Raw genomic sequence first — 22,389 nt, forward strand, 5'->3', positions numbered from 1 at the left:
TCCTCGTCACGGCATCAAGTGTCGTCATCACGGCACCTTCCCGCTGAACATCGCTCAGCGAATCAGGCCGGAAACACCCTTAAATCCACAGTCCCGCCGAACGGTGACGGAGACCGTGGCCGGTTCTTTGTTTTGGATGACCAGCCCGAAGACCACCGATACCAGTCCGGTCCTGATCGTGTCCAGGTGGACGGTCAGGTCGGTGCTTGTGGCGGTACTCGTGGTGGCGAGGTAGTCGTGGGCGGTGGTGCGGATAAGCGCCAGGCGTGCAGCTCGCCGGAGCTCCGCCTCGCAGTCGTGGGGTCGTTTGGCGATCACGTCGAGTTCAAGCTGTATCCATGCCGGGCGCTCGATTATTGCCGTTTCACACCACTCAGTGACAAGTTCGATCAGCTGCTCCCCTTCGGGGACGTGCTCGGCTGACCGCAGCTGTGCCAGCTGCGTGGCTACCTGGGCGATGCCGTGACGGCTCAGCCGGTCCAGGACTGCGTCTGCCAGTTCGGCTTTGGTTCCGAAGTGGCGTTGGGCTGCCCCTCGGGTGTATCCGGCGGCTTCGGCGATGTCGTCGACGGAGGTCGCCCTGTAACCGTTTTCGAGGAAGAGGGTGGTCGCGGCGGCGAGCAGACGCTGATGTGTCTGTCGTCGTTGCGCGGTGCGGCTGAGGCGTCGGCGTGTCTCTGGCATGAGGGTGGGACGGGCTCCGAGGTGAAGGGAAGATGTGAGTGAGACGATGGGGCGCGCCATGCGGGGACAACCAGTAATGCGCTGGTGATGGAGACGCGAGATGGTGGCGGCGCGAAGTTCGGGTGTCTGTTTCCCCGCGCGAACATCGCGACCTGGAGGTGTACGAAGCAGCCACCCGGCCGGTGCGTTCTATGGATGCGCTGAAGCCCGAGTGCCTGCGGGGCGGTCAGCTCCATGAGCTGGACATGGCATCAGCGCTCTGCCAACTTGCCGTCCGCGTCGACGAACTCGCTGCGCCCCATGGATCTGGCAGTGCTGGATCGTTCGACGCAACGACAGAGTGATTGTGCCCGTTGGTGATCCGGTAGCTGGATCGGCTAGCACGGGCACCGGCATGGTCGCAGGCGTTCGGTCAGTTGGGAGCATGGGAAACCTCGTCGGTGTCTTCGGCGTCAGCAGTTGGCGTGGGCCGGTTATGGATGTCGAGGGTTTGTAGGCCGGTCAGGAATTTCTCGAGGACCGCTATGTCGGTGACGACCGGTGCTGCGAGTACTCGAGGTGCGTCGGCTGTGGTGGGAGTGGTCGGATCGCTGTCGCCACCGTCGGGTGCGGGTGTGGGATTCATGCCAGTACCGCGTGAAGGATGCGTTCGATGTGTGGTCGTATCGCCGAGGGGACGGTGAGTCCGTGGGCGCGTTGATCGGCCATCCCGACGGCGACCGATGCAAGGAGCGTCACCGTGGTCTCGACATCGACGCTGGATGTGGCGGATTTCATTGTGGTGGTTAGCAATTCGGTAACAGCGGCACGTAGATGAGTCAGGCGTCGGCTGGTCTGGGCATGGCTGTCGATGCCCAGATCCGCGAGGTCGAGTTCCAGCCGCGCCCACCCCGGTCGCGTCGCCAGAATCGTCGTCCACATTGCCAGCGTGGTGATGAGCTGATCGGTATCAGTCGGGTGGAACCGGTTGATTCGCTGGAGTGCTCGGTGATGCAAGGTGTCGGCGACGTCGTGGCCGATGACCGCTTTGCGGCTGAAGTGGGTGAAAAACGTGTTCCGTCCGCATCCCGCACGTTCGGTAATCCGTTCGATCGATGTCGCGGTAAACCCGTTGGCCAGAAACAGTTCGGTCGCGGCGTGTGCGAGTCGTTGCCGCATCCGTTCGGCATTGATGCGCGGCTGGGCGGACTTGCCGGATGTGGGTGCTTCACGCACGTCACGATCGGGTGTATTTGCTGGACGGATAGTGGGCATGGCAGATGAACTGTCCCTTCTGTCGATTGAATCGGATGATGTTGTCGGACTGCGGATCTCGGGTCAGGTGCCCGCCGCGGTGAGTGGAGGCAGCGCTGATTCTCGGGCGAAAGGGTCCGGCAATGCGGCTGGAAGCCCGGATGTCGCGGCCGTTCTGGTCGAGGCGCAGGCGTGTCAGCGGAATGCGGCGACGGGGCGGGCGGACGGAGACGGGCGTTGTCGTCTCTGTCGAAGGTCAGGCTGCACAAGCGTTGTGACAGTGCGTAGTCGGCATCTGGCGGTCAGGGCATATCCTCGGCCGATCCGGACCCACTACCGGCTTCATCGGGTGCGCGCATGCAATAGCAGCAGGTGCTCAAGGTGGTTGTATTCACGCTGCGCTTTGAGGACGCCGATCCTGACCGGTCAGGCGGTCACCGTGCAGGTGAACCTGTTCGGCGTGGGAATGAAGCACGTCGGTCAAGGGTTCGGCGTCCAACCGCCAGTGCGGGGGATGGCGAGGTTGGGGATGACGAGCGTGTAGGTGTGAGTGATGGCCTTGGGGCTGGGCCCGAAGTGTCGCAGGTTGGGGGCGATCATCGCGACGGCGTGATACCGATGGGCGGTGGCGACGATCAGCGCGGTGGGCATGTAGGTGTCGGCATTGATGGTCAATATCTGGGCGAGGATGTAGCCGCGTTTGTGGGCGAGGTCGCGGATGAGTTGTTCGTCGTCGAGGGCTGATTCGGTAAGGCTCGTATTTATCACTCCGATTGCATTGCCAGGCAAGCTAATTCACTCCGATCTTCGTCGATGTGTCTCGTCTTCATCTGCGCGCCGCCCACCGTTGCCGTCCGGGTTCAGGAGGTCGCATGCGGCCAGCGGCGACGAGGGTGCTGATAGCAGACGCCTTTGCTCCGCAATTTCCTTGGGCACAGCGAGCATGGCCCTGGGTGATCTTGTGTGCCTCCGGCACCGTGTAGGGGCGGAAAGGTGCGGCATGCGAGTGGGGCAACGGCCTGGGGCTGTCGGGCTCGATGCCCCAGGACTCAGTTTCGGCAGGGCTGTCGCGGTCGACGAGTTTGGGTATGACTCCGAAGAGCAGTCCCAGCGTCGCGGCGGCGGCCGCGACAACGATTAGGACGGTCTGGAGTTCGCTGGGCATCTCCTTCACCTCTCACTGATGAGGACGGCGGGCGTGGTCATTGCACTCCTGATCGATTTCGCCAATCCCAGCCTCTGTCATCGACACCCAGCTGCCAGGCGGCCTTACTTGCTGGCCGCGGCGGCGTTCTGCGTCAGATGTGCGAGCGAGGCGGTGCCGGGGATCGGCAGTACGACAGGCGATTTGTCCAGCAGCCACTGGATCGAGTTAGTCGCGGCGTCTGAATTACGCCGCTCGATCACCAGGGCTCCGACGGCGAGCGGTGCATAGGCAACGAACGCAGTGCGGGTTTGGGTGCAGTAGTCGAGCACGGTGTCGTCGCCCTTGTCGAGGAGGTTGAAGCGGTTCTGCACAGCGGCGATAGGGGTGATCTTCTGTGCTGCTTCGATCTGGGAGACGGTGACTTTGGACAGGCCGACATGGCAGATTTTGCCCTGGTTGCGCAGGTCGTCGAGGGCACCGATCTGGTCCTCGAACGGAACTCGGGGGTCGATGCGGTGCAGGTAGTAGAGGTCGATCCGGTCGAGTTGGAGACGTCGCAGACTCATTTCGACGCATTGGCGCAGGTATTCGGGCCGCCCGACCGGCGCCCATTGGTTCGGCCCTTGCCTGGTCATGCCGCCTTTGGTGGCGATGACCAGCTCGTCTGGGTATGGGTGCAAAGCCTCGCGGATCAAGTGTTCGGCGGTGGTCGGGCCGTAGGCGTCGGCGGTGTCGATGTGGTTGCAGCCCAGGTCTACGGCGTGGCGCAGGAGTTGCCTGGCTTTCTCGGCATCGGCAGGGCCGCCCCAGTGACCGGCACCGGTGAGCTGCATTGTGCCGTAGCCGATTCGGTTGACCGGCAAGTCGCCGCCTAGCGAGAAGGTGCCGCTTGCTGCTGCAGGCAATGTTTGGATGGACATCGCTGGCCTTCCGTTGCGATTGGGGATATCGGGGTCAGTGATCGTCGTTCTCATCGACACCGTCGAGGCGGCCTTTGATGAACGCCGTCACTTCGACGAGGGCGCGATCGTGCCCATCCGACGGCAGCAGGTCATGTCCTATGCCGAGTCGTTCGAGAACCTTCGCGACGTGCCGGTCAGCGAGCGCCCGGAACTCCAGATCGGTACCCCGCGGTTTGCTCAGGTCCAACGGGATCGTCGGGTCGAGCACCGTACGCACAACCAGGTCATAGTGGCGGACGTGCCGGGCGACCAACTGCTCGAGCTGGTCGATATTCGCTGAATGTGGTTGAGCGCCACAGTATTCCAGTGCGGCTTCGTAATACCCGAGTGCATCCGACACCGGCCGGTCGACCAGGACCACGTCGGCCTGTGTCCACGCACGTGCCTCCAGCGACATTCCACGCGTGATGATCCACAGTGTTGATGCCCAGGTGTGTTCGTGCAGGATCGGCAACCCGTGCTCGGCGGCCTGCGCGCCGAGGTCTGCGACGACTGCCACCTCGACGCGTTCGCGATGCAGCCGTTCGACGATCCGCTGGAGAAACGTGCTCTTGCCGGTCGAGTGCGTCCCCGTGACCGCGATCGTCACGGGGCGCACGAAATCGGTGCTCACCACAGTCGCCCTTCCGGTTCTCTCGGCTGAATGAACTCCGCTGGCGCCGCGGCTTGCACGAGTTCGTCCCAGCCGAATCCGCTGTCGTCGACCAGTCGAACCAGCAGCTGCCAGGCCGCCCAGGTGTCCCACCCGGCGCGGTGATGGCCTTGATCGGATATCGCGGTGGTGTCCAAGTCGGCGTGGGTGACCAGCTTCTCCAACGCGTAGCCACCGATGCCGGGCCATACCGTCTTGGCGAGTTTCAGCGTGTCGAGCACCATCGGTGGCGTCCAGCCCGGCAGGTGTTCGGAGATAACCCGCCGTTCCAGATTGGCGTTGTGCGCGACCAGGATCCGATCGGTCAGTGTCGCCTCGATCTTGTTCGACACCTCCGGCCAGGTCGGGCATTCGGCGACGTCGGCGTTGGTGATGCCGTGGACCTTTCGGGTCACGATGGGGGTGATCGGGCGGGCGGGGCGGATCAGCCACGACCGCATCTCATCGGCCTCCACCGTCTCGCCCGATACCGCCAGGATCGCGATCTCGATGATTTCGGGCGGTGTTTGTCCGTTGCCTTCGACGTCGACAACGGCGAAGTCTTTGCCGTGCAGTGCGTTTGGAACGATCATCGTGCTGCCTCCTGAGTGTGAGTCCATCCGATGTCCGCGCGACCGTGGCGACCGATATGGTGCGGGCGCTTGATGTCGTTGACCTGGTACCCGAGATTGTGCTGGAGGAAGTTGCGTCGCCCTTCGGGTAGGCCGTCCACGATCACGGCCCGCTCGGTGATCTCGAGCATGTTGCCGCCGAGGCGCTGAACCCACGCAGCGGTCGATGCCTCGCCGGGGCGACGCCAATCCTCAGTACAGCGTTTGATCTGCGCGACCGGGCAGATATCGCACAACTCCCGCACGCCGTAGTGCCCGTTGTAGTCGGCGACGGAATGTGCGAAGGTCACCCCGCAACTGGTCTTACGGAACAACGGCGATCCGAACCCGGCCCGGTTGGCCAGGATCCGCTGCTCGAGCAGTTCGGGGAAAATCTTGCGGGACGGGCCCCCGTCGTACAGCTCGGGAAGACCGTTGTCCCGGTAGTAGTCGCGGATCTGGTCTTTGAAAAAGAGACCGGTGAACACGGTGGCGTGGGCGAAATGACTCAGTTCACGCGCCCGGTCCAGGTGCGCGTCGGAATCGTTGAGGCCCGGCACGATCGGCCGCCAATACAGGATCACACGATAGGACTCGGCGTTTTCGAACGCGGTCCGCAGCGACGCCGCCGCGATATTGGAGTCGACCGGTTCGATGCGCTCGTCATCAATTCCACTGTGTGTGACCAGGACGGTCAGGCGGATGTTGTGGAAGCTGTTGAGGACCGCGCAGTCTTCGGGTTCGATCCGCCACCGCGTGATCACTAGGACGTGGTTGGTGATGCCCTGCTCGTCGAGCAGCCGCAACATTTCGAGGGTGTGTGGCTTGACCGCGGGCAGCATCGGGTCGGTCGCCCTGTTCAGCAGCTGAATCGGGGTCACGTGGGGTCGGAAGTGCTTGTTGCGCAGCAGCATCCGCGCCGCAGACTCTTCGTCCATCAGCCGCCGGGGCACCTTCATCTCGAAGTTGTCGAAGGTGTGGCGCACGCAGTAGGTGCAATCCAGCGGGCAACCGATGATCCAGTTCGCCGACAGCCCGCTCTTGCGGTAGTCGATCACCCGTTGCAAGCCCGGATCGAGCTCAGTCTGCTGATCTGGGGTCAGGATGGGCAACGGCCTTCGGGTGGTCGCTCGAACTTCTAGCGGCACACTGATCGGAACTTGGGAAGTGCTCATGAAAACGCCCCTTCATATGAAGCGAACCATCGTCTATCTGGTGGCTACGATTCTGGGGAGCTGACCAGTGATGCAGAAGCGCTGAATATGCATATTTTTTATGCACGCGAGCAATACTCATGCTGACCGAGGGGGAAGGGCTTGTGTAATGGTCGATTTCGATACGCCACCTGATCTGTGTCCGCGGTGTGCAGGACCGGCACCGGCGGGGCTTCTTTGCGGGCGATGCCGAGGCGCTGACGATCGGCTGCCACCGCTACCTGATCACGCATGGTGGTCAGGGGACCTTCGCCAAGCCCTCGCTGCCCGCGACATCGGAAAGGCGATCCGGACCTACCGACATCATCCCCACCACGGGCGCCATCGGATAAACCAAGAGGACATGGCGCGGTGGCTGTCGATCACCCAGGGACACCTTTCTCGGATCGAGCAAGGCCGCGTACGGGTGACCAACCTGGACACGCTGTCGACGTACGCGCGCATATTGGAAATCCCGCCGCCACTGCTGTGGTTCGAACTCCCGCCTGACCGACAAGATCCGGCGCCTGCGCCGCCGCGATCGAGCATCGTGCTTCCAGAGCGGCTGGCGGCGGCAATCTCTACGCCGACGGGAGTTCAACTGGCCGACGCGCTGCTGTCCACGTTGGCCGGGCACTCGGTCCGCGACCAGCTCGCCGGGCCACATGACTTGATTGGAGTTGTGCGGCAAGACATTGCATTTATCGACCAGCGCCTAGCCGCCAGCCGCGACGGCAGCAGAGGTCGTAGCCGACTGCAATACGTGGCGGGTCGCTATGCCGAACTGCTGGGCTGGCTACACCAGGACTCTGGAGACCTCGATGCCGCTGAATCCTGGTCCAGGATCGCCCTTGCGCACGCCAAAGACAGGGACGATGCTCAGTTCCACGCCTACGTGCTGATGCGCAGTTCCAACATTGCCACCGACGCCGGGAAGCTGTCCACCGCAGAAGATTTCATCGACGAAGCGCTGTCACACGCTGGTGCCCTCACTCCACAACAGCGGGCTGTCTTGCTGCGCCAACAGGCAAACGTCAATGCGGTACGCGCGCGATCAGGCGCGCGCGCCGACGTCATGGCGTGTGTGGACGCGCTGACGCGGGCCGCGGAAGCAGCGTCCGAGCCACCCGACGGCCAGGATGATCTCGCCGGCTATTGCTCACCGGCATATGTGGCGATGGAGGCCGCGCACTGCTGGATCGAACTCGGGCACCCCGAGAAAGCGCTGACCATCCTGGAACAGCGGCTCAGCGACTGGAATGCCGACAGCCGCCGTGATCTCGGGATGGGACTTGCCCGGCTGTCCACAGCGCACGCAGGAGTAGGTTCGTGGTCGGAGGCGGTGGAGGTCGCAGGGTATGCGGCTACCATCGTGGCCGACACCGGATCTCACCGCACGCTCAACCAGCTACGCACTACAGCGACCGTATTGCATGCGGCGGGCCAGACCGGTGCCGCGCGAGAGTTGACCCAGCAGCTACGCATCGCACAACGCACGAGCCAGTCACGGTAGGAGCCTCGAGTGGAGTTGATGACCACCGCCAGTTCGACCGACGTCGCCGACAATGGCGCCCGTATCGCGGTGCTGCCGGTCGGCAGTTTCGAGCAACACGGTGACCATCTACCGCTCATCACTGACACCGTCATTGCCTGCCTGATCGCGCGGCAGCTCGCCGAAAACTACCCGCTACTGCTCCTGCCGCCCTTGACGATCTCCTGCTCGCATGAGCACGAGACGTTCGCCGGAACTGTCAGCCTCAGTCCGGCTACCGTGATCGCCGTCATCAGCGATATCCGTCGCTCACTCGCCCGATCCGGAATCACCACTCTGGTGCTCGTCAACGCCCACGGCGGAAACTACGTCCTGGGCAACATTGCCCAAGAGGCCAACGCCACCGGCCGCAACGTCATGGTCTATCCGGGCCGGGATGACTGGAACCGGGCCAGGGAGGCGGCCGGAATGGACACCGACTCCCATGATGACATGCACGGTGGCGAACTCGAGACGTCGATCCTGCTGCACGCCAAACCTGACCTGGTGCGGCCATCGTTCCGGCTGGCCGATCACGAGGCGTCCGACCGTTCGCATCTCCAGCTGCTCGGCATGTCGGCATACACCTCCAGCGGAATCATCGGACGCCCCTCAGCAGCGACCGAAGTCAAAGGGAAGGCGGCGCTGGACGCCCTTACGAAGTCCTTCGGTGAATACTTCGCGCTGATTACTCACGCAGACGCGAAGCGGTAGGTCGGCTCGCGACCGTGGCGTCAATCCTGCGCCTGTATCCTCCCGTCCAGCAACCGGCGTACTGAAATCCGAAGACCTACAGTCTTTCTTCACCCACCCCGGTGACACGTTGCTCGAGGGGGTGGGGTGTGTGGACGGCTTCAGGCATGCAGGGTGGGCCGGTAGATGAGTTCTTGGATGTTGCTGTCGAGTGTCTGGCTCTCGAGCAGTTCGAGGTCGAAGTCGGCCGTACCTTCGAAGATCGGGTCATCACCGGTCTGACCAGTGATGACCGGGAAGAGCGTCACTTGGACGCGGTCGACCAGGCCAGCGGCAATCAGCGCCCGGTTCACTGACAGGCTGCCGTGCGAGCGCAACGGCACCTCGGACTCCTGCTTGAGCCGGGCGACGACGTCGACGGCGTCACCGCTCACGACCGTGGCGTCCCGGCCAGTCGAGCGGTCCTTCCAGGGGGGTCGACACCCCCGTCGGCGGCAGGCTCCTCATCCGAGTGACCCATGGGTCACGCACCGACTCCTCAGTGCGCTCGGCCAGTATCTGCGTGAACGCCCGATAGGTGTTGGCCCCGAAAAACATTCGCTGCTTCGCCTCGTACAAGGCGAAGCGATGGTCGAGGAGTTCGGGGCCTTGCTTGCCCCAGTCTCCGCCGCTGATGCCGCCGTAGCCGTCGAGGGTGGAAAAGACGTCGAAGGTGCAAGTGGCGGTCATGATGGTCTCACCGGGTGTGGTTGATCGGGCATGTGGAAATAGACGGCAAGTCACGGCGAAACGCATCGCTGTTCGACTTCTCGAGTCCGCCAGCCTCGCATGCGGTCCAGGGTTTGACCCGGCCAAGGGTGGTCGGCAACCCAGCGGGCGGGACGAGAGCGTGGCACGCCCATGCATCTACAGGTCTTGACTATTCCTCCCATCGATGGCCGAAGCCGGAATGTCAGTTCACCGATGTGCTCTCATCGACGACGGGATCGACAACTCCAGGCGACTGGAGGCAGGTAGTGTTGCCCCTCTCGTTCAGACGATTACGGTCTGAACGAGAGTTGAATTGCGGGGTAAGAAACCAGCGTCAAGGCGGACCGATCCCGGCTTGACTCATTTCATTCGGGAGTCAGTGGTGTTCGGCGTGTACCGGGTTTCGACTCCGACGCATGTCAGAGAGTTGAAGTCAAGGTGTAGTGCCCTCGCCATTTACGTGTTGTGGCGCGTCCGGCGCAGGGACGGCGTAGGGGCGTGCATGCGGCAGCTGGGCGAGGATTGTGGGCATCGGTGTGTTCGTGAGGTTGTCGGCGATTTGGAGGAAGTTGCGGATTCGCGTCAGGTCGGCTGAATTGTCGATGTTGGTGCTGCGCAGCCAGTCTCGGAAGGATGTGTCGGTGTTCCGCGGATCGGCTTGGAGTAGTTGGCGTCCGAGGGTGTGCGGTACGCCGATGAGGACGGCAATGAGCAAGGCCAAGGCTGCGGGGTCGTGCGGGGTCGTGGAGAGTCGGGCGCGAATGACGAGGTAGGTGTTGAGGAACCTCTTGGCGCGCCGGGGTGTGGCGGCGACCAGCGGCGCGACGAGGTCGAGGGTGACGAGGTCGTCGTCGGTCAGGGTGAGCGCTTGTCCGAGTTGGTGATCGGATATTGGTTGCTGCGTGAATGGGGTGTTTGTCGCGGAGGCATCGGTCGCTGGCTCGGTCTGCGGCTGTTCATCGCCGCTGGGAAATGTGGTTTCGCTGGGATGGAGCGTGTCGCCAGGGTAGACGGGGCGGCTGGAGATCTTCGAGGTGGTGGCGACTTGTCGTAGGACTGCCTGACAGCCTTTGGGTGTCATCGAGGGGATGGCGTAGCTGAGTTGGAAGATTTTCTCGAGATAGTCCGATGGTGTTGATGCGGGCTCGGTGAGTTCGAGCATCTCGGGGTGTGCTGATCGAAGTGATCGGTCGAGGCTGCGGGTGTCGACTCCGACGATGACGACGAACAACGGCATGGCCAGAAGGAGGTGCACGGCTTCGAGTACCGTGACCACGGTGTCGGGAGAGCAGCGGTCGAGGTCGTCGATGTGGAGCACGATTCGTTTGATCGACACCGCTGGATCGGTTGCTGCGGCGTGGAGGCGGTCGCTGAGTCCGCGCAGATGGCGGTGTGCCATCCCGACGACTCCGAGGTGTTCGGTGTATTCGCCGTTGGCGGCCATCTCGGCGATGTAGTTGTCCAGCAATCGCGCGGGTGTGAGTTCCTTGCGTGCTTGGCGGGCTGCTTCGAGATCGGCCACGGCGGTTGCTTTTTCGTCGTTGGCTGCCGCTAGTTCGGCCTGTGCTGTGTCGGCGTCGGCTTCTAACTCGGCCAGTTCGGTCGCCTGCGCGAGGCGGGCCTGCTCGATTCGTCCTTCGATCTGTCGCTGCACGTGTTCGGCGGGTTCGAGCAGCTTACGCGCCAGAACGGACTGGCGCCCGATCCATGCGGCAGCAGTCGCTCCGATGGTGGCCAGCGGTGCGATCATCGTGCCGATGTTGCGGAACACATCCGGTGCCAGTGCCGCGGTGATCGCGGTGGTGCCGCCGGCGAGCAGTGCGACCGCGACCGCGACCGCCAATGGCGAGCTGTACCAATGCTTTCCCGACGTTGCCAGGAATGTTGTCCTGTTCGCCAAGGTGATTGCGGTGCGTGCGGAGTCGAGCAGGTTTCTGGCGCTGTCGGTGGCGGCTTCGATTCCCATCTCGTTCATCGCGGTGTCGAATCGTTTGCGCAATGCGTCGTCCGCGGTGACTGCCTGCAGGATGTCGCGCCCGCGAACCGATCCCAGGGATTGGATGGCTTCGTGGTGTCGCTGGCGCGCTGCGGCGAGTTCGGCGTCGAGGTCTTTGATTCGCTGTTTGGTGGCGTCGATCTTCTGCTCGGCAGCCGCGACGGTTTCTTGGATGATCGGGATTTGCGCGGTGACTTCGGCGAACTTTTGTTCGGTCGTCGTGTCCGGTGGGCACAAGGTGCCGAAGATGTGTTCGAGGAGGCTGGCCCAGATGTGACCGCGGGCGTAGTGCCATGCCCCGAAACGGATGTGCCGCACTCCGGTTTCGAACATCGTTGTCGCGGTGCCGCCGCGGGCGAGCCGGTCGATGTAGTACTCGACGCGCCGCATGAAGAAGGTTTTTCCACTGCCCCACTCGCCATAGACCGCAATGGCCAACGGCGGTTCGAGCTGCTTAGATGCTATGAGCGCTGCCAACGCACGAGCATCCTCATCGATCCCCAACCGGTCCGGACCGACGGCATCATCATTCGTGAACGATGGAAACATCAGTGTGGTTTGTTGGACGACGGGAACCACCGATTCTCCGGTGGCGGATACTCGCGCAAGGTTGTTCACCAACCACAGCTCTGGTTGGTGCGCTGCGGAGTACGACGCATGTGAAGGTGTTTGGCGGTCAACCGTCAACCGCGCGAGTTCTGTGAGGACATCGCTGCACCGCAATCGTTCACCAGCGGTGGGGATGCCCTTGTGAAAGATCTCCGTAAGGGCGCGACTGAACAGGCCGCTGTACGCTGCGCCGCGATCCGACGCGGTCAGCAACTCGAACGGTCCTCCCGCAGGGACACCGACCTGCTTGGTTAGGTCTCGTGGTACCTCGGAGGCGTCGAGTAAAAAGATCAGCCCACCGACTCGATGGCGGTCGAGTTGCTCATTGACCACCTGCATCAGATGCAACGCGGTATCGGAGGCTGGCTGCGCCGGTGAATCACGAGCCAGCAGAAAGAAGTTCCCGCCGCTTGTTGCGACACCGTGTCCGATGAAACTGATCAGCAACGTGGCACCTGAATCGGCCGCAGCTGTGAATGCCTCTGCCACAGCGCGTCTCAGCTCAGCAATTGTGGGATTGCTCAACACCGAGGGGCCAACCGAAACCCACTCGCCAAACTCTGCTAGTGAAGACGCCAACTCTGCGGCGGTCTGATCAACAAACCCGAGGCGGGGTAGTGCGTCGCACTCCGAGCCGATGATGAGCATGAGCCGATCTGCCACGTGTTCACTAACGCGTGGGGAATCATCGCCACGCCGAGTCGTCGTCTGACGGACACGACGCACGGCATCCAACCACAGGCCCTGCTGCGATCTGGCAACTCCACAGACCTCTAGTAAGTCACGCAGCATCTGCTCGTTCGTATCGGTCGGCACATGTTTGCCCGCGAACCAACCGCTAACCGTTCCTTGCAAACCACCCGACCGCTCGGCCGCCTGCCTGATCGTCAATCCGGCATCTGCGCGGAGTTGGGTGAGCGCCCTCGCGAATTCCTCACGGGTACGAATCTGACTGGGATCTAGGCCAGCCCCCGGCCCTATCGACACCCCTGAATCTTATAGATCCGATCCAATATGGTGGGCCGGTTCACCCGCGCCGATATCAACACTCTGGCAGTGGACCGCGAGTTCATCAGCAGCTCTGTGCAGGCATTCTGCGCTTAGCGGGCGGGCGGGCCGTGGCGGACTCGCCACGGTAGTCCGCGGCCACCGCCAGTCATTCCTTCGTGCGGCTACTGATCGTGTGCACCAGCGGAGACCCGTAGGTGCCGCCCGAGCTGGCATGAATGTCGGCGATCTCAGCCAGTAACTGCTCGTCGGCAATCTGTCGATCCGAGGGCTGTCGCGCGCGTTTCTTCCACTCGTATTAGGTCGAGGACGCAATGCTCAAGACCCGTAGTAGGAGCTCGACCGGTTGCTGGCTGTTCTGTTCGATGAACCGCATGATCACCCGCCGGGTCGCGCCGAGCTCCGTGGCGAAATATGCACTCGCAGAACGCAATATCTCGTTGACTCGCTCCAGCTCCGCCACCCGATTCTTCAACGGACGGTTTTCGGCGGCCACGTCAGCGGCGGCCTCGGCCTGACAGATCTAGTTCAGCAATGCCTCGTGATGCACCCCGAGCTGCTGGGCCAGCTTCCGGATGGTCGGCTTGGGATCCGACTCCCGATACAACCCGACCGAACTCGTTGGGGGCACTTCTTCGGTGCTGCCACGAATGACTCCTTCCGGCCCTATCGGACCACAGTCTGAGCCTTCCGAGAAAGCGGGGGACCTCAATGTTCACGAATTCGGCTGTTGCTGCCTGCTTGTTAGGGCTGTTCATCAATCGAGTTCATCAGCAGCCAATCGAAGAATCCGTCCCGAGACATCTCCTCGGCGCTGAGCGCGACTTCCTCGACGATCCCGGCGGCCGTGAGATCGTCGCCCACCAGTGCCAGCTTGCAGACCGAGCAATGGAACTGGTCTGGGCGACCGATCACCTGGCCATAGTTGGCAGGCTGGCCAGGAGGGAATTCGGAGTCGACAACCAAAGGGCGAAGAACCACCTCGAATCGAGTCCGGCCCCGACAGCCACATGCGGGACAGACAGTCTCCCTGGAGATTTCGTTCACCGCGAGCGGTTCCTCGCCCTCTTCGAGATACGGAATCGCATCCCGGCCCGACTCAGTGCCAGCCAGCTTCGCATAGCGTGCTTTCGCCGCTGAGATCTTGCGTTGGAACTCGGTGAAGATCTCCTCGTTGCGGGCATCGAGGATCTCGCGCGCCTGTTGGGCGTGTTTGCTCCAAAAGGTGTCCCAGTCGCCGTCCTGGCCAAGACCACGTCGGACGGCGAGTACCCAGCCGACGAGCTTGACCAGACCACCGACGGCTCTCTCGTTCGCGCGGGCGTCAACGAAACCCATATGCACCGCCGAGTCGCGAACAGCCAACACCGTTTTGAGGTCACTCGATCCCGAGAACTTCTGATTGGCGAGCAGTTCGAGAATGGTGACCGCACCTGGTGGTGCCAGCGTTCTGATATCGGGAAGCGGCGGCACCGCTGGTTTCGTGTGTTTACCCGACAAACTCAATGCCGCAATGTGATTGCTTCCGCTTTCCCTGATCAAGTGGATATCGACCGTTGCCAGCGTCGCTTTGAGCAGGAGTTCTATGGCTGCACCCGCAGAGAACGCCTGATCGATCAACTCCAACGGCTCGGTTGCGCCGATGCCTGATAGTGCCCGGTAGGCGTGGGCCTGCGACAACGTGGTCAATGCCCGCGGTAGCTCGGCGTAGGCGACAGTCCCAACCGCCGTGGGCCATGGACTGCGATCAGCGCTGAAGGCGGGCATCATGGAACTCCCTCTCCTGGGCGGATTCTGGAGTGGACCGCTCAGAGTACCGTCCGCAGCGGTGATTCAGCTGGCTATGCTCGCATCCTTGGCAGCATTTCCGATCTCCGGGGATCTCAACGCCTTTGACACCGCTCCCGGTGCGACTGGTACTTATCCACGCCGGGTATACACCGACTATTCGGCTACCTCGGCCGGTGGACACAGCTGTGATCAGCGCGGCGATCAGGTTGATCGCGACGGCGGGATCGGTGAGCACAGTGACCGCCCAGCCGCCCAGCCGCCAGGCCGCCGAGGGCGAGCATCGCCAGCGACGAGACCGGAGTCCGCGAAGATGATCGCTGAAAGCCGAATCCTGTTGGGGCAGAAGCAGAAGTTCTACGAATAACTACGACCAGGGCGGGGACCGACATGTTGCACGAAAGTCAGTGGGGCACTAGGCCGCTCACAGTGAAGGTTTAGCCAACCCCCTGATCCGCGGCGCGAGGGGAGATCCGGGACTAGTTGATGAGTCTCGGGGAAGAGGGCAGGGCGGATGTGCTGCTGGCCTGAGGCAGTGTCGACCCCCTCAGTATCGCGGTTGAATCGTCGAGATCCAAGTTTCATCTGAACTGGTGGTACGACTTTGAGCGAGCCCTCAGACAGTCGGACAGTCGGGCGTGGTGCGGATCTCGGAGGTGAACGTCGGGCTGCGGCAGTTGGCGGCGAGTTCGGCTGCGCGGGTGAGGGTTTCTGCGGGCGTGGTCAGTCGCCCTCATTGGTATGCGTAGCTGATGGGGGAACGATGACCGGGTCGGTCCAGTAGGCGGTATCGCGCCCGTAGCTCGGTGTGGTGAACGCCGTGTCCCATGCAGCGCCGGGTTCTATTAGTTCCCTCCACGGGGCGACCTCAACGTAGAGGACACGCATTGAGTTCAGTGCACCGTAGTGCAGTGCTGGCCCGTCGGTGCTGACGGCGTCCTCGGCGACGGCGACCTCAAAGTTGTGCTCGAGGCCCGCCCGCACGGTGGCTTCGACGCACACGTTGGTTTGCAGACCGGCGACGATGAGTCGTTGAGCGGTGAGGCTGTGCAATATCGGTCCCAGTTCGGTGTAGGCGAAGAAGTTATGCCTGGTCCTTTCCAGCACCACATCGCCGCATTCGGGTGCTACCGCATCCATCAGCTGCGAGCGCCACACCTTTTCCGCGGGTGAGAGCTGCGGTACCTGTGATGCCCGATACCGGCGATGTCGCGCAGCCCGTGGGTTGAAGGCCAGCTGCCCTGCCGGGCTGAGGATTTGGCGTGAGTAGATCACAGGTATTCCGGCGGATCTGGCTGCGGTGAGGAGGGCCGCGCACTCGGTGACTACTTCGTGTAGCCGCCAGATTGGTCGCCACCCCAGCGCGTCGCGTACATCCTGGAGCAGATAGCTGTTCTGCAGGTCGATCATGAGCAGCACGGTGCTCGGCATCGGAAAGCTCCTCCCGCTGGACGGCGGAAATCGATTGTGTCGGTCAGGGCGTGAGCTTGATGGGGAAATCGAATAGCGGCCCACGCCGAATTCTCCACCGGCCGGTTGGCGTGTGGCGAAGGGACTTTCAACCACGGGCCTGGCAAGGTCTGGAAAGTCAGGTCGCGGTGGTCACACCCGACATGTACTGGACCACACCACTGGCGCGTCACGGCGATGCGAAGAACTCCAGCGCGGCGGGCAATACTGGTGGAGGGGAGATATTCCGACCGTGCACTATTCCCCGGAACCCAACGGGCGGTGGGAGTTTCTGAACGTGATCCGGTTCCTCGGCAACGAGCCGCGCATCCCGCTGGTGGGTGTGGGAACCCGCGACGCGCACCTAGCGATCCATTCCGACGACCAGCTGGAGAACAGGTTCGCGCCGCTGGTGTTGCGTGCGTTGGGACGATGGAGCCGAAATCTGTTCCGAAAGTTGTCGGCCGACGGCCGTTTGCGGACACTCGAAGCTGGGCAGCAACGGTGGGGTTGGTCCGAAACGTCAACTGCCGCCTGGCATGTGGCGTAGTCTGAGAGTCGCTCGGGTGGGCTTCTCTCTTGGGATACCGAGGTCGATCGGGGATACTGATCTTTTGTAATCCGTTGCCTGGTCGTCGGTGTCACGGGTTGGGGGACCGAGGTTCGCGGACAGGGGGTACGGCGCGTGAACGCGGTATCGGATACCGAGCAGCCTAAGAGCGTCGACGCGGCCCGGGTGCTTGCCGATGCGCGTCTCCGGGTTGAGCCCGCGGTCCGGGCGGCGGTGATGGAGCTGCCGGAACCGTTGCAGCGCATGGCATTTCATCATTTCGGGTGGTCGGACCTCGATGGCGCGTCGTCGGGCAAGATGGTGCGGGGCGCGTTGACGCTGGCCGTCGCGGCAGGGTGCGGCGTGTCGACCACGGGGGTGCAGGCTGCGGCGGCGGTCGAGTTGCTCCACAATTTCACCCTCGTTCACGACGATCTCATGGACGGCGACACCATCCGCCGCGGCCGGGTGACGGTGTGGCGTCGCTGGGGTGTCGATGAGGCTGTCCTGCTCGGAGACGCGCTGCACGCCTTGGCGATCCGAACCCTCACCGGTCTGCCGGGCGGCGTGGTCGGGGAGGCGGTCGACCGGCTCGAGTCCGCAGCGGTGCAACTGTGTGGTGGGCAATATGACGACATCGCGTTCGATACGCGCCCGCAGGTGACGGTGGCCGACTATCTGGACATGGCGGCAGGTAAGACCGGCGCCCTGATGGGGTGCGCCTGCGCCCTGGGGGCGTTGTCGGCGGGCGCGGACACCGACACCGTGGCTGCGTTCGACATCTTCGGTCGCGAACTCGGGCTGGCCTTCCAGATCACCGACGACCTGCTGGGCATCTGGGGCGACCCATCGGTGACCGGCAAATCCGCCGGCAACGATCTGGCCCGCCGCAAACGCACTTTTCCGGTGGTGGCTGCGCTGGAATCGACCGGCGCCGCCGCCGCTGAACTGTGCGAACTGTACGCCCGCGGCGGGGAGATGACCGACACCGACATCGCCCACACACGCGACCTTCTCGATCGGGCCGGTGGACGCGCCGCGGCACGCTGCCATGCCGACCGGCACCGGCACGCGGCGATCGACGCTCTGCCACCCCACTACGGCACCGACGCCGCACTACGCGCCCTAGCCCGGCTGGCAACCGAAAGAAGCCGATGAACAACCCGACGCAGAATCCCACGACCCGGGCCGAAAACCGCAAGACGACAGAATCTGGTTCCTCGCCGCGCGCGAGCACCTGCTCTGTGGCCCGCTCGGCCGAGGCCCGCACGTGGGCTCCTATCTCGAGGGCATGGGCCATGTCATCGGCGGCAATACCCGCAGGCATTTCCACACCCCGGCTACAACGGCACCGGGTACGTACGGAACGGCGTCACCAGCGTCCCGGTCGCCCGACCACACCGTCTATGGAGACGAGCACAACAGGGCCGAATCGACCCGACCAGGGACGGCGAAGCCGTCGACGACAAGGGTGAGGCCGCGGCGATCGCCGCCCGTCGCGAGCACAGCGCGATCTCCGACGATGAGCGGTACCGCCCTAAATGGCAGATGGCGTTGGAGATGGTGAATTCGCTACGGAGGTGGTCTGATTGAGCAAGTTGGTGCCGGGCATGGCTGTGCTTCGCAAGGTTCTGACCGATCTCGAACGACGTCACCCAGGGCGTGCGAGTCAATACCTGACGCAGGCGCAGTATGAGTCCGAGAAATGGGCCGCACACTTCGGACTGCCCAGCGAGGAATATGAACGGACTCGAAGCGGATGGTGCGCGGCGTATGCGTTTCCGAACGCATCGGCATCCATGACCCAGGTAGCGGCGGATTTCATCGGGTGGCTGTTCACCTATGACGACAACTGTGAACGACACGGTCCTACCGCTATGTTCGAGAGCGCATCCACAATCAATAGGCTCCTGGATACCGGTGAGCTGTCCGAACGTCCGAATGAATTCCAGCTGGCGCTGCACGATATAAGATGTCGGTTTCTTGATCTTGGCGGCGCCCAGTTTGTCGTCACCGTGGCCGACAGCATGCAGAAGTATCAAAGCGGTCTGGTCTTCGAAATACCTTATCGGCTGGCCGGTATACCACCGACGCTGCTGGCCTACGAACGCATCCGACCGTGGTCCATTGCCGGCGACCTTGTGCTCGACATGCTCGAGCTCGAGTGCGGCGTTCGTGTGCGCGACCAGTCGAAATCTCTGCGGGACCTGGCCATCTGGATCAACACATGCATCCACGATCTGCATTCCTATCCCAAGGAAGCAGCCGCTGGAGACCCGATAAACCTGGTCGCGGTCGTGGCGGCGGATCGTGAGGTCTCTGTCGACATTGCAGTTCAACTTGTTGCCGACGAATGTGAAGTACTACTCAGCAGTCTGGAATCGCAATGCCTTCCCGATGGTGACTCGGACGGGAGCTCAGCGGACTTGTTCGGTCCGGCATTGGTGGATCTGACGCGGGGCATGCTCTCGTACGGTCTTACGTGCGAACGCTACATCCGGCAGAAACACCGCCAAACCTGACCGGTGGGCCTACATCGGTTGCGGAAAACAACTTGTCACCCTGCACATTCAGAACGGAGATACGCAATGGCTCGTCCGACGGTCGCGGTAGTTGGTGCAGGGGTCTCAGGTCTGACGGCAGCGTATATTCTGCAGGGCACCCATGACGTAACGATCTTCGAGGCTCGGAATCGGCTGGGCGGCAACGCTGATACACGCGACTTCGCTCTGATGGCAGACGGTGGAACAGTCCCGGTCGATGTGGGGTTCATCCTGTTCAACGACGAATACCGCAACCTGAATCGGCTGTTCGATGAACTTGGGGTCGAGCGTCGACCGGCGTCGATCTCCATCGACGTTGTTTGTTCGGACTGCGGATTCCACGACTTGAACTCGCGCGACCCGTTCGGCCGGAGTGCGCTGGTGCGGCCGGATGCGATCGAACCTGGTCTGTGGAGCAGGTTCGACGCTGATTTGGCACGATTTCCTACCGACGTGTTGGCTGCGATGGACTCCGATCGGAACCGCCCCACCGTCGGGGAATTTATCGAGACGATGGGGTATACCGAATACTTCTTTCAACATTTTCTCTATCCACGGTCCGTTCCGTTCTTCCTGATGAACAGTGACGATCTCCGCCGGACGCCGTTGGAGTTCATGGTGCAGACCCTGAGTCGCTACCAGGCGGTCGGGCCTGACGGGTTTGCGAATTGGTTCTGCGTTATCGGTGGAAGTCGTGTGTACGTCGACAAGATCGCCAGCCGGTGCCATGCCGTGAACACGGATTGTCCGATCACCGAAATACGAAGACAACCGGACACGATCAGCTTGCGCGACGGATCCGGCGCGACGTACCGCTTCGACAAGGCGGTCGTCGCCACCGAGGCGGCTACCGCATTGACAATCCTCGCGGACGCTTCGATACGAGAGCGCGCGATTCTGGGCGCGTTCCGCTATACACAGCCGGATCTTGCCTGGCACACGGACCTTTCTGTGCTCCGCTCCGCTGGCAGAGACGATCACAGTGCGATCCGGATGACGCTGTCCTGCAAGGACCATGAGTCCGAAATCAAAGGTTTGAGTATCGACTTGAATATGCTGGAGAATATCGACACACCCACGCCCGTCGTGTGTACCTTCAACGACGACGACGTCGATCCCGATGCCGTTCTTGGTCGATCATCCTTTCAGCATCCGGTATTCGATCGTCGCGCCGTGGAAGCGCGATCGCTGCTGGCCGAACTGGGCGACGATCGACTTGCCTTCGCTGGTTCCTATCACGGTGACGGCTTCCATGAGAGCGGCTGCGAATCCGGCGTTGCCGCAGCGCGGAAGCTCGGGGCAGTATGGTGACCCACTTGGTTGGTTACTCGCGGTGGTGCTGCCGCACTTGAACGAACGGCAGCGGCGTTAGGCGTTGGCCGGGCAGGCCCGGGGTATAATCTCCGGCGATGTGCAACTGCAGCGACACCGCAACAGTTGGTTCTTTACGTTTCCCCCTGCCCAAATGCACATCGCTGAACTGTTTCTGAGGTCCACCGAATTACAGCTCCGGCCGTAGCGGCCTCTTCTCTTCAACCCAAGTGATGCAGCAGCCGCGGTTACCGGTAGCTCACGACGGCCGCGCTGCTGGGGTGCCCGATCCCGCATAACCAGGCAGAGCTTTTGTCGAGGCACCCATACGACGAGAACGGGCGAGCAGGCGCAGGCCCGTCACCTTCCCGTCGTGGTAGGGGCGGCGGATGATGGCGACCCCACGAGTCTCGACGTCGTCCAGACGCTTGTGGAACACGCCGATCACAAAACGAAACACCGGGCGGTATTCAGGGGCGACTTCACCGAGGATTCGTTCACCCTCCACGAGTGAGGCACGCGCGGAACACGCCGCGGCCGATAGCAACGCCCGCACCTCAGCGGTGTCCAGGCCCTGCTCCAGGTCCGCACGCGTCACACTGTGCCGGTCGAGGTCGGAAACCGGAAGGTACAACCGCCCGCCGCGCAGGTCCTCGAACACGTCGGTGAGGTGGTCTGCCCGCTGCGACCCTTCCGAGAGCAAGCGGACCGAGGATACGAAGGATTGCTCCGGGACCAGGCGCGGCACAACCTCGATACCGAGCATGAACGACGGCAGCGAAACCGTATCGACGTAACGCTGGTAGTCCGCGTCCTGAGCGAATCCGGGGAACTCCAGGTCGGCGCGAGTACCCGCTATATACGCGTCGATCCACGTGCGGGACAGGTTCAGCAGATCGGCGGAGTACAGATACGCACGTACCAGCCGATGCTCCGAACTGCCCGTCTGCAGCGCCGTACCCACATGGTCGGCCCATTCCTCGAACCGCTGTGTCCGCCCCTCGACAGGGCCGCTGTCGCAGAGGTCATCGGTGTAGCGCGCCAACGCCACTGCGGCGGCTATGTGCGGCAGGCTCTCCGGCGGAGCCAAGACCTGCATCGGACCCCAGCCCTCGAAATGCTTGCGCAGCGTATACCGTGCCGCAGCCGAAAAATCAGCGCGCGCCGTGTCGCCCTGTACCCCTGCCGCATCCAGACAACGTCGCCACGTCCGCATGAACACGCACCTAAGATCGGCTGTTACGCAAGGAAATTCGACTGTACCCCTGCATCCACGCACGCACTGTGGGTTTCAAGGATGTTTCCGGCCCAACGCGCTGAACGAGATTCAGCCGGGAGCGTGACGTTTGAGCCGTAGCCCCTTCCGGCTGGCCACACGCGAGGGGCCGGGATGCGTTGCGCTACGGCGTGAACCGCTCTACACCGCACCCAACCCCGTGACTCTTCTCGCTACTGCTCCTTACCCCCCGCACGTAGAAGACCTGCGGTGAACCGGTGGTCGGCTGGCCGAGCGCGTGTGTCGAAATTCGTCTGTACGGACTGCCGCTCGATCGTGGTGGTGTTGGCCTTCGTCTGGATTCGATGTCACAGACCTGCACAATGCAACCTTTGCTGATGCTGGACATCCGGATTCCGCGTCCGCCTCACTTCCTGCCTCGACGGCGATCAGCTACTCAGACCGACGACTTGTGCCTTCGCGG

At 62.7% G+C, this 22,389-nt stretch carries 18 protein-coding genes and 3 pseudogenes; 6 read left to right on the forward strand and 15 right to left on the reverse strand.

All coding sequences use genetic code 11. The annotated features are described in order from the left end of the window. Window positions 1-54: 54 nt before the first annotated feature. From ACIBI6_RS40205 to ACIBI6_RS40245, 9 genes are all read right to left on the reverse strand, one after another. Window positions 55-744: a TetR/AcrR family transcriptional regulator gene (locus ACIBI6_RS40205; RefSeq protein WP_396960379.1), complete on the reverse strand. Its 690-nt coding sequence runs from the start codon at window positions 742-744 to the stop codon at window positions 55-57. A 352-nt stretch (window positions 745-1,096) separates the two neighbouring features. After that, window positions 1,097-1,309 (reverse strand): hypothetical protein, encoded by a 213-nt coding sequence (locus tag ACIBI6_RS40210; protein WP_396960381.1) that lies wholly within the window; start codon window positions 1,307-1,309, stop codon window positions 1,097-1,099. Next, on the reverse strand, window positions 1,306-1,899 hold the full coding sequence (locus ACIBI6_RS40215) for a TetR/AcrR family transcriptional regulator (RefSeq protein ID WP_396960383.1): 594 nt from the start codon (window positions 1,897-1,899) through the stop codon (window positions 1,306-1,308). Before ACIBI6_RS40215 ends, ACIBI6_RS40210 begins: the two co-directional genes overlap by 4 nt. A 498-nt stretch (window positions 1,900-2,397) precedes the next feature. Next, on the reverse strand, window positions 2,398-2,706 hold the full coding sequence (locus tag ACIBI6_RS40220; protein WP_396960385.1) for a hypothetical protein: 309 nt from the start codon (window positions 2,704-2,706) through the stop codon (window positions 2,398-2,400). Between the two features lie 37 nt (window positions 2,707-2,743). Beyond that, window positions 2,744-3,082, reverse strand: a complete 339-nt coding sequence (locus tag ACIBI6_RS40225; protein ID WP_396960387.1) for a hypothetical protein — start codon at window positions 3,080-3,082, stop codon at window positions 2,744-2,746. A 104-nt stretch (window positions 3,083-3,186) separates the two neighbouring features. Continuing rightward, window positions 3,187-3,984: an aldo/keto reductase gene (locus ACIBI6_RS40230; protein WP_396960389.1), complete on the reverse strand. Its 798-nt coding sequence runs from the start codon at window positions 3,982-3,984 to the stop codon at window positions 3,187-3,189. Between the two features lie 34 nt (window positions 3,985-4,018). Beyond that, window positions 4,019-4,639 carry an AAA family ATPase gene (locus ACIBI6_RS40235; protein WP_396960391.1) on the reverse strand — a complete coding sequence of 207 codons (621 nt, stop codon included), beginning with the start codon at window positions 4,637-4,639 and terminating at the stop codon, window positions 4,019-4,021. Then, complete coding sequence (locus tag ACIBI6_RS40240; RefSeq protein ID WP_396960393.1) at window positions 4,636-5,250, reverse strand: exonuclease domain-containing protein; 615 nt, start codon at window positions 5,248-5,250, stop codon at window positions 4,636-4,638. Before ACIBI6_RS40240 ends, ACIBI6_RS40235 begins: the two co-directional genes overlap by 4 nt. Then, window positions 5,247-6,443, reverse strand: coding sequence for a radical SAM protein (locus tag ACIBI6_RS40245; RefSeq protein WP_396960395.1), 1,197 nt, complete (start codon window positions 6,441-6,443; stop codon window positions 5,247-5,249). The genes ACIBI6_RS40240 and ACIBI6_RS40245 overlap by 4 nt, the downstream gene beginning before the upstream one ends. Window positions 6,444-6,825: 382 nt before the next feature. Here ACIBI6_RS40245 and ACIBI6_RS40250 point away from each other — a divergent pair, with 382 nt between their 5' ends. Together ACIBI6_RS40250 and ACIBI6_RS40255 are read left to right on the forward strand one after the other, a co-directional pair. Beyond that, window positions 6,826-7,974 carry an XRE family transcriptional regulator gene (locus ACIBI6_RS40250; RefSeq protein ID WP_396960397.1) on the forward strand — a complete coding sequence of 383 codons (1,149 nt, stop codon included), beginning with the start codon at window positions 6,826-6,828 and terminating at the stop codon, window positions 7,972-7,974. Window positions 7,975-7,992: 18 nt separating this feature from the next. Next, entirely contained in the window at window positions 7,993-8,706 is a 714-nt protein-coding gene (locus ACIBI6_RS40255; RefSeq protein WP_396960445.1) for a creatininase family protein, read from the forward strand. 140 nt (window positions 8,707-8,846) lie between these two features. Here ACIBI6_RS40255 and ACIBI6_RS40260 read toward each other — a convergent pair. The 5 genes and pseudogenes from ACIBI6_RS40260 to ACIBI6_RS40280 all read right to left on the reverse strand — a co-directional run bounded on the left by ACIBI6_RS40260 (window position 8,847) and on the right by ACIBI6_RS40280 (window position 16,267). Continuing rightward, a pseudogene (locus ACIBI6_RS40260) lies at window positions 8,847-9,414 on the reverse strand (dihydrofolate reductase family protein). Between the two features lie 454 nt (window positions 9,415-9,868). Further along, window positions 9,869-12,487 carry a P-loop NTPase fold protein gene (locus ACIBI6_RS40265; protein ID WP_396960447.1) on the reverse strand — a complete coding sequence of 873 codons (2,619 nt, stop codon included), beginning with the start codon at window positions 12,485-12,487 and terminating at the stop codon, window positions 9,869-9,871. Between the two features lie 315 nt (window positions 12,488-12,802). Then, window positions 12,803-13,027 (reverse strand): annotated as a pseudogene (locus tag ACIBI6_RS40270) (helix-turn-helix domain-containing protein); the annotation flags it as partial. A gap of 765 nt (window positions 13,028-13,792) precedes the next feature. After that, window positions 13,793-14,668 carry a hypothetical protein gene (locus tag ACIBI6_RS40275; protein WP_396960399.1) on the reverse strand — a complete coding sequence of 292 codons (876 nt, stop codon included), beginning with the start codon at window positions 14,666-14,668 and terminating at the stop codon, window positions 13,793-13,795. Window positions 14,669-15,559: 891 nt separating this feature from the next. After that, the gene (locus ACIBI6_RS40280; RefSeq protein ID WP_396960401.1) at window positions 15,560-16,267 is read right to left on the reverse strand and encodes a cysteine hydrolase family protein; all 708 of its coding nucleotides are present in this window, start codon (window positions 16,265-16,267) and stop codon (window positions 15,560-15,562) included. Window positions 16,268-16,565: 298 nt separating this feature from the next. On the opposite strand from ACIBI6_RS40280, the pseudogene ACIBI6_RS40285 reads away from it, so the two are divergent. The 4 genes and pseudogenes from ACIBI6_RS40285 to ACIBI6_RS40300 form a co-directional block, all read left to right on the forward strand. Continuing rightward, window positions 16,566-16,703: pseudogene (locus ACIBI6_RS40285) on the forward strand (TniB family NTP-binding protein); the annotation flags it as partial. A gap of 267 nt (window positions 16,704-16,970) precedes the next feature. Next, window positions 16,971-17,993, forward strand: coding sequence for a polyprenyl synthetase family protein (locus tag ACIBI6_RS40290; protein WP_396960403.1), 1,023 nt, complete (start codon window positions 16,971-16,973; stop codon window positions 17,991-17,993). Window positions 17,994-18,424: 431 nt separating this feature from the next. Continuing rightward, entirely contained in the window at window positions 18,425-19,357 is a 933-nt protein-coding gene (locus ACIBI6_RS40295) for a terpene synthase family protein (RefSeq protein WP_396960405.1), read from the forward strand. Window positions 19,358-19,423: 66 nt separating this feature from the next. Continuing rightward, window positions 19,424-20,689, forward strand: a complete 1,266-nt coding sequence (locus ACIBI6_RS40300; protein WP_396960407.1) for an FAD-dependent oxidoreductase — start codon at window positions 19,424-19,426, stop codon at window positions 20,687-20,689. Window positions 20,690-20,948: 259 nt separating this feature from the next. Here ACIBI6_RS40300 and ACIBI6_RS40305 read toward each other — a convergent pair whose 3' ends face one another. Continuing rightward, on the reverse strand, window positions 20,949-21,905 hold the full coding sequence (locus ACIBI6_RS40305; RefSeq protein ID WP_396960409.1) for a squalene/phytoene synthase family protein: 957 nt from the start codon (window positions 21,903-21,905) through the stop codon (window positions 20,949-20,951). Window positions 21,906-22,389 lie beyond the last annotated feature (484 nt).

Origin of the sequence: Nocardia sp. NPDC050412 (genome assembly GCF_044458825.1) — a bacterium.
Lineage (GTDB): Bacteria > Actinomycetota > Actinomycetes > Mycobacteriales > Mycobacteriaceae > Nocardia.